Annotated in this window: 6 protein-coding genes; 4 read left to right on the top strand and 2 right to left on the bottom strand. The window is 70.2% G+C overall.

Annotation, left to right across the window (positions count from 1 at the left end):
* Window positions 1-301: 301 nt before the first annotated feature.
* Window positions 302-1408 carry an IS110 family transposase gene (locus ACO0LV_RS11370; RefSeq protein ID WP_424788012.1) on the bottom strand — a complete coding sequence of 369 codons (1107 nt, stop codon included), beginning with the start codon at window positions 1406-1408 and terminating at the stop codon, window positions 302-304.
* A gap of 480 nt (window positions 1409-1888) precedes the next feature.
* Here ACO0LV_RS11370 and ACO0LV_RS11365 point away from each other — a divergent pair, with 480 nt between their 5' ends.
* The 4 genes from ACO0LV_RS11365 (at window position 1889) to ACO0LV_RS11350 (ending at window position 5803) form a co-directional block, all read left to right on the top strand.
* Window positions 1889-2305 (top strand): hypothetical protein, encoded by a 417-nt coding sequence (locus ACO0LV_RS11365; protein WP_424788011.1) that lies wholly within the window; start codon window positions 1889-1891, stop codon window positions 2303-2305.
* 66 nt (window positions 2306-2371) lie between these two features.
* On the top strand, window positions 2372-3697 hold the full coding sequence (locus tag ACO0LV_RS11360) for a M50 family metallopeptidase (RefSeq protein WP_424788010.1): 1326 nt from the start codon (window positions 2372-2374) through the stop codon (window positions 3695-3697).
* Window positions 3698-3725: 28 nt separating this feature from the next.
* Entirely contained in the window at window positions 3726-4889 is a 1164-nt protein-coding gene (ispG, locus tag ACO0LV_RS11355; protein ID WP_424788009.1) for a flavodoxin-dependent (E)-4-hydroxy-3-methylbut-2-enyl-diphosphate synthase, read from the top strand.
* A 5-nt stretch (window positions 4890-4894) separates the two neighbouring features.
* Window positions 4895-5803 (top strand): GNAT family N-acetyltransferase, encoded by a 909-nt coding sequence (locus tag ACO0LV_RS11350; RefSeq protein WP_424788008.1) that lies wholly within the window; start codon window positions 4895-4897, stop codon window positions 5801-5803.
* Window positions 5804-5832: 29 nt separating this feature from the next.
* Here the strand turns inward: ACO0LV_RS11350 and ACO0LV_RS11345 are convergent, their stop codons facing one another.
* Entirely contained in the window at window positions 5833-6702 is an 870-nt protein-coding gene (locus ACO0LV_RS11345) for a DNA-formamidopyrimidine glycosylase family protein (RefSeq protein WP_424788007.1), read from the bottom strand.
* Between the last annotated feature and the right edge of the window lie 10 nt (window positions 6703-6712).

The following is a 6712-nucleotide window of genomic DNA, read 5'->3' as shown; positions in this document are numbered from 1 at the left end:
TCGCCTGATATGTGGGGCTTGTTTGTCAAGTGGGCAGGGTGAAGCGCCGCCGGACTGGCCGTGTCTGGCGGCGCTTCGTCGTTCGCTGGGGGCGGGTCGGGGTGCGGCGTGTCTGGTGACGCGTGGTCAGTCTGATATGCGCGGGTTGGTTACCGCATGACCGTGTTCCGGCGAGAGCGTCCGAGCGTGTCTGAGGTCGAGCGTGGCCGGCGGGTGCCGGCTGCTCACAGGCGAATCGCTGGTGCGCTCCTCACGCTGCATGCTCCCCGGCCCGGTGGCCGGCGAACGAGCTTTCGGGTGGCTAGTCCATGGTGGCCAGGGACCAGCACCAGCCGGCGAGTTCGCGGGCGATCGCGGTGTTGGCGATGGTGTGCTTCTTCTTGTGGCTGGTCAGGACCTGCCAGCGGTGGTGCAGGCGCCGGTTGCCGGCGTCGCCGCGCGCGGCCACGGTGGCGGGCGCCAGGGCCCACCGGTCCCGCATGGTCTTCCCGGGCCGGTAGGCGCTCTTGTGGTGCCAGGCGGCCTCGATCAGCAGCCGGCGGGCGTGGGTGTTGCCGGTCTTGGTGATCGCACCCAGGTGTCGGGTGCCGCCCGAGGAGTGCTCACTGGGCACCAGGCCGAGGTAGGAGGCGATGGTGCGGCCGGTGAACCGGTGCCAGTCGCCGATCTCCACCGCGAGGGCGAACCCGGTCAGGGTGGAGATCCCGCGCAGGCAGCCCAGCCGGCGAGTGGTCGCGGTGAACTCGCTGTCCGCGGCCGCGGTGAGGATCTCGCGGTCGAGGCGGTCCCGGCGGGCACCGATCGTGGTGACCGCGTCGTAGGCGGCGTCGAACGCCGCCAGAGTCCCGGCCCCGGCATCCTCGAGCCCCTCCCAGCGGACCCGCCGCAGCCACGCGTCGTGAACCCCGGTCCAGGCCGCCTTGCCCTGGTCGTAGACGATCCCCCGGCGCAGCAGCAGCTTGCTCAGCCGGTGCCTGGCAGCCATCAACTCCACCCGGGCGTCATCACGGGCACGCACCAGGTCCCGGGCGGCCTCCTCGGCCACCGTCGGGACGCGCACCGCCACCAGCTCCTCCATCCGCAGCAACCGCGCCAGAAGCAGCGCGTCGCGCTTGTCGGTCTTGACCCGCTCCCCGGCGGGACGCAGGATCTTCGATGGCGCCGCGACCGTGACCGGCACCCCCGCCGCGATCAGCTTCCGGGCGAGCCCGAAACCCGTCGGGCCCGCCTCGTACGCTGCGTGCACCGGCCCATGACCAGCCGCGATACCTGCCACCCACTCGGTGACCTGCCCGCCATCCGCAGGTAGCCCCACCTCGATCAACTCACCGGTCGAGGTGTCCAACGCCGCCGCTCGCACGCTACGCGCGTGCACATCCAACCCAATCGCCGTAACCTCACTGAACACCAGGGCCTCCGCTGCATGTCGGCACCCCCAGCCACTCTGGGGGATGATCCACGAATCTGCACCGTGAGGCCCTGGACCCGTCAAGACTCAGAACCCCACCACCCTCATATGGTCTGAGCCGGCACCCGGGACCGCCCCCGTCCAGCCGTACGGGCCCAGGCTGGCCTGGACCGACCTGCCACGCCCGGTGCAAACGCCTCGTTGAGGCTGCGCTGGGGGCGCCGGTGCCGCGCGCGCATACCCAGCGCGGCGGATTCTCACCCGGCGTGGCGGCCAGAGTGGTCACCTCCGCCGGTAGACGTGCCTTCGTCAAGGCCTGCGGTGCCGACACGAACGCGCACTCGGTGGACCTGGTGGTCCAGGAGGCGGACGTACTGGCGGTCCTTCCGGCCGCGGCCTGGGCACCGACCCTGCTCGGCCTGAGCGAGGAGGCGACCCTGGTGCGCCGGCTGACCGCGCAGCCACCGCCTCGACCCGTGGGTGGCCGCGCACGCCGCACCGCTCATCGAGTTGTCCGAGGGGGTAGGCCCGGCGCTGGCCGGGGACTCGATCGTGCACCTGGACGCCCGGTCGGACAACCTGCTGGTGACCCCGGAGGGGGTACGGATCGTGGACTGGCCCTGGGCCTGCCGCGGGGCGCCCTGGTTCGACGCCCTGGGCCTGGCCCTGAACGCGCGGCTCTATGACCCCGTGGCCGACCTCACCGCCCATCTGCGCGCGGTGGCCGACCTGGGCGGTACGCCGGAGCAGGTGGATGCGGTGCTGGCCGTGCTGCTGGGCCTGTTCCTGCACGGGTCCGCTCAGCCCCCGCCACCCGGTCTGCCGACGCTGCGAGCCTTCCAGCACGCACAAGGGGCGGTGCTCACCGCATGGCTGCGCACCCGCTTGGCGGGCTGAGGGCGACGGTAGCCGGGGCCGGAGGACGTACGCTAACCCTGGTGCACGAAGGGGAAGAAGGAGCCCATGGAGTTCTGGTTCGGCGTCGGGGTGATCGTGGTGGGCATCATCGTGTCCATCGCCCTGCACGAGATCGGGCACCTGGTCCCGGCCAAACTGTTCGGCGTCCGGGTGACCGACTACTTCGTCGGGTTCGGCAAGACGCTGTGGTCCACCAAGCGCGGCGAGACCGAGTACGGCGTCAAGATGCTGCCCCTGGGCGGTTTCGTGCGGATGGTGGGGATGTTCCCGCCGGCGCGGGCCGAGAGTACCCACGCGACCGACCGCACCGGTGTGCGTGGCTGGATGGACCGGGCCGCCCAGGACGCCCGCACCTTCTCCGCCCAGGAGGTGGTCCCCGGCCAGGAGCATCGCTCGTTCTACGCCCTGACGGTGCCGCGCAAGCTCGGCGTGATGTTCGGCGGCCCGGTGATGAACCTGATCATCGCCACCGTGCTGTTCGCGATCATCCTTACCACCATCGGCCAACTCATGCCCACCAACCGGCTGGGCTCGGTCTCGGAGTGTGTGCTCCCGGCCGGAGAGAGCAGGGAGTGCACGGACACCGACCGGGCGGCCCCGGCACGCCAGGGCGGACTGGAGCCCGACGACGTGATCGTGTCCTGGGGCGGCACCGCGGTGAGCGGCTGGGAGGACGTCTCCGAGGCGATCGTCCAGGGCGGCACCGGTCCCGCCGAGGTGGTCGTGGAACGCGCGGGTGAGGAGGTGACCTTGACCGTCACCCCGGCGCTGGAGGAGCGTCCGATGGTCGACGACGACGGCCGGCCCGTGCTGGGCCCGGACGGGCAGGTCCGCACCACCCAGGTGCCGTTCGTGGGGATCAGCCCGGCCGGAGAACTGGTGCGCCAGCCGATCACGGCGGTCCCGGAGGTGGTCTGGAACGTTTTCAGCGGCACCGTGCGGGTGGTGGTGACCCTGCCTCAACGGCTGGTCGGCATTACGCAATCACTGCTGGGCAACGCCGAACGTGACCCCGGTGTGATGGGCCTGATCGGCGTGGGCCGCTTCGCCGGGGAGATCACCTCGGTGGAGTTGAGTGACTACGGTCCGGCCGAGCGCACCGCGGACATGCTCTCCCTGATCGCCTCGCTGAACATGGCGCTGTTCGTGTTCAACATGATCCCGCTGCTACCCCTGGACGGCGGACACCTCGCCGGGGCGTTGTTCGAGGGGGCCAGGCGCCGTGTGGCGGGCCTCTTCGGGCGGGCCGACCCGGGGCCGGTGGACACCGCCCGGCTGATGCCACTGACCTACGTGGTGGTGATCGTGATGATCGGGATGAGTCTGCTGCTGGCCGTGGCCGACATCATCGACCCGATCACACTGACCTGACCGGGTACCGACCACTTACACTGAGGGCGTGAGCGTACCTGTCGATCTCGGGATCCCCACCGTCAAAGCGGCGCCCCCGGTGCTGCGGCCCCGGCGCAAGACCCGCATGATCAATGTCGGTCCGCTGAAGGTGGGTTCGGAGGCGCCGATCACGGTGCAGTCGATGACGACCACCGCCACCACCGACATCAACGCCACCTTGCAGCAGATCGCCGAACTGACTGCCGCCGGATGCGACATCGCGCGGGTGGCGGTGCCCACCACCGAGGACGCTGCCGCACTACCGATCATCGCCAAGAAGTCCCAGATCCCCGTGATCGCCGATATCCACTTCCAGCCCAAGTACGTCTACGCCGCGATCGACGCCGGTTGCGCAGCCGTACGGGTCAACCCCGGCAATATCCGAAAGTTCGATGATCAGGTCAAGGAGATCGCCCGGGCCGCCTCCGAGGCCGGAGTCTCCATCCGGATCGGGGTGAACGCCGGTTCCCTGGACAAACGCCTGCTCGCCAAGTACGGAAAGCCCACCCCGGAGGCACTGGTGGAGTCGGCGGTGTGGGAGGCCTCCCTGTTCGAGGAGCACGGCTTCACCGACTTCAAGATCTCGGTGAAGCACCACGACCCAGTAGTGATGGTGCGCGCCTACGAACTGCTCGCCGAGGCGGGCGACTGGCCGCTGCACCTGGGGGTCACCGAGGCCGGTCCGGCCTTCCAGGGCACGATCAAGTCCGCCACCGCGTTCGGGGCGCTGTTGTCCCAGGGCATCGGGGACACCATCCGGGTGTCGCTGTCCGCCCCGCCGGTGGAGGAGGTCAAGGTGGGCTTGCAGATCCTGCAGTCCCTGAACCTGGCCGAGCGCAAACTGGAGATCGTCTCCTGCCCCTCCTGCGGCCGGGCACAGGTGGACGTGTACACCCTGGCCGATCAGGTCACCGCGGGCCTGGAACACCTGACCGTGCCGCTGCGGGTCGCGGTGATGGGCTGCGTCGTCAACGGTCCCGGTGAGGCTCGCGAGGCCGACCTGGGCGTGGCCTCCGGCAACGGCAAGGGCCAGATCTTCGTCAAGGGAGAGGTCATCAAGACCGTGCCGGAGGAGTTGATCGTCGAGACGCTCCTGGCCGAGGCCAACCGGATCGCCGCCGAGATGGAGGTCGACGACGATGCCGGGGCCCCGCAGGTCAGCGTCTCCTGAGCGACATGCGTGAGTGGCCGCGGCGACGGTCCCGCCCCCGACGGGAACGGTCGGGCCATCTGCAACTGGCGGGCGAGCCGGTATCCATCGTCGAGGCCGGCGTGGTCGGCGTGGAGCGGGTGCGGGCCCGGGCGGCGGTCGACCCGGTGGCCGCGGCGTTGCTGGCCGAGTACGTGGAGGCCTTGTCGGACAACGTCTACAGCCGTGCCCAGGTGCTGTGCGCGATGCGCTCGGAGGAGTTGCTCGGATTGTGCCTGGCTGCGGGCAACCTGGTGCCGCTCGACCTGCCACCGGAGGGATTGGAGGCGCTGGCCGAGCATGTGCGCCGGCGCGGCCAGCGATTCTCCTCCCTGGTGGGCCCGGCGGAACAGGTGCTGGCCCTGTGGCCGCTGCTGCGCCGTCACCTCGGCCCGCCCAGGGAGGTGCGCTCGGACCAGCCGTCGTTGATGATCGATCACGATCCCGCGATCGGGGCCGACCCGCGTGTGCGGCAGTCCACCCCGGAGGACCTGGACATCCTCATCCCGGCGTGCGTCGCGATGTTCACCGAGGAGGTCGGATACTCACCGCTGACCGCCGGTGGCGGCTATGAGCGCCGGATCAAGGCGCTGGTGAATCAGGGCCGATCCCTGGTGCGCATCGATGAGGGACCAAGGGGGCGCGAGGTGGTGTTCAAGGCGGAGCTCGGCACCGTCGGCCTGGGTGTGGCCCAGGTCCAGGGCGTCTGGGTGCACCCCCGCCATCGCGGCCGGGGGCTGGCTGCACCCGGGATGGCCGCGGTCATCCACCATGCCCGGGCACACTTCGCCCCGATCGTGTCGCTCTATGTGAACTCCTACAACACCTCCGCCCTGGCCACCTACCACCGTGCGGGCTTTCGCCAGGTCGGCACCTTCGCCACCATCCTCCTCTAGCCCCTGGCAGCACCCCTGGGCCGGGACGGTCAGCGCAGGAGTCTAGACATGCGGCGGTCGGCCAGGAGTTTACCGCCGGTCTGGCATGTGGGGCAGTACTGCAGGGAGGAGTCGGCGAAGGAGACCTGGGCGATGACGTCGCCGCACACTGCGCACGCCTGACCGGTGCGTCCGTGCACCGCCATCCCCGAGCGCTTCACATCCTTCAGGTCGGCCGGCCCCTTGCCCGATGCTGCCTCGATCGCACGTGTCAGTACGCTCTCGATCGCGGCGAACAGCCGGTCCCGGGCGCCGGAGTCCAGGGACCGGGTCAGCGCGAACGGGCTGAGCCGGGCGGCGTGCAGAATCTCATCGGAGTGGGCATTGCCGATCCCGGCGATCAGGCTCTGGTCCCGCAGCACGCCCTTGACCTGGGCGTTCCGGACATCGAGCAACTCCTCGAAGCGGGCCCGGGTGAACTCCGCCGAGAGCGGGTCCACCCCCAGCGTGGCGATCCGCTCCACGTCGACGGCCCTGCGCACCACGTGCACGGCGAGCTTCTTCGTGGTGCCGGCTTCGGTCAGGTCGAAAGCCCCCCGGTCGAGCAGCACCCGCACCGCCAGGCCGGACTTGCCCGGTCGAGGCGAGCGGGTCGGTGCCTCCTCGTGCCAGCGCACCCATCCACCGCGGGCGAGGTGGAAGACCAGGTGCACCTCGTCCTCGCCGGTGCGGGCAGCGATGTCGATCCATTTCCCATGCCGTTGCACGCCGGCGACGTGCGCTCCGTGCAGGGCGGTGACCGGTGGGTCGTAGGTCTTCAGCGCGGGGAAGGAGACCACGTGCACCGCGCGCATCTCCCGGCCGGTCAACTGCGCGTGCAGCGCCTGGACCAGCCCCTGGACCTCGGGCATCTCTGGCACCTGCTCATTC

The organism is Pseudactinotalea sp. Z1739 (assembly GCF_049725055.1).
Taxonomy (GTDB): Bacteria; Actinomycetota; Actinomycetes; order Actinomycetales; family Beutenbergiaceae; genus CALKWS01.
The sequence above is the reverse complement of the archived record's forward strand: the minus strand, read 5'-3'. Positions and strand labels throughout refer to the sequence as shown.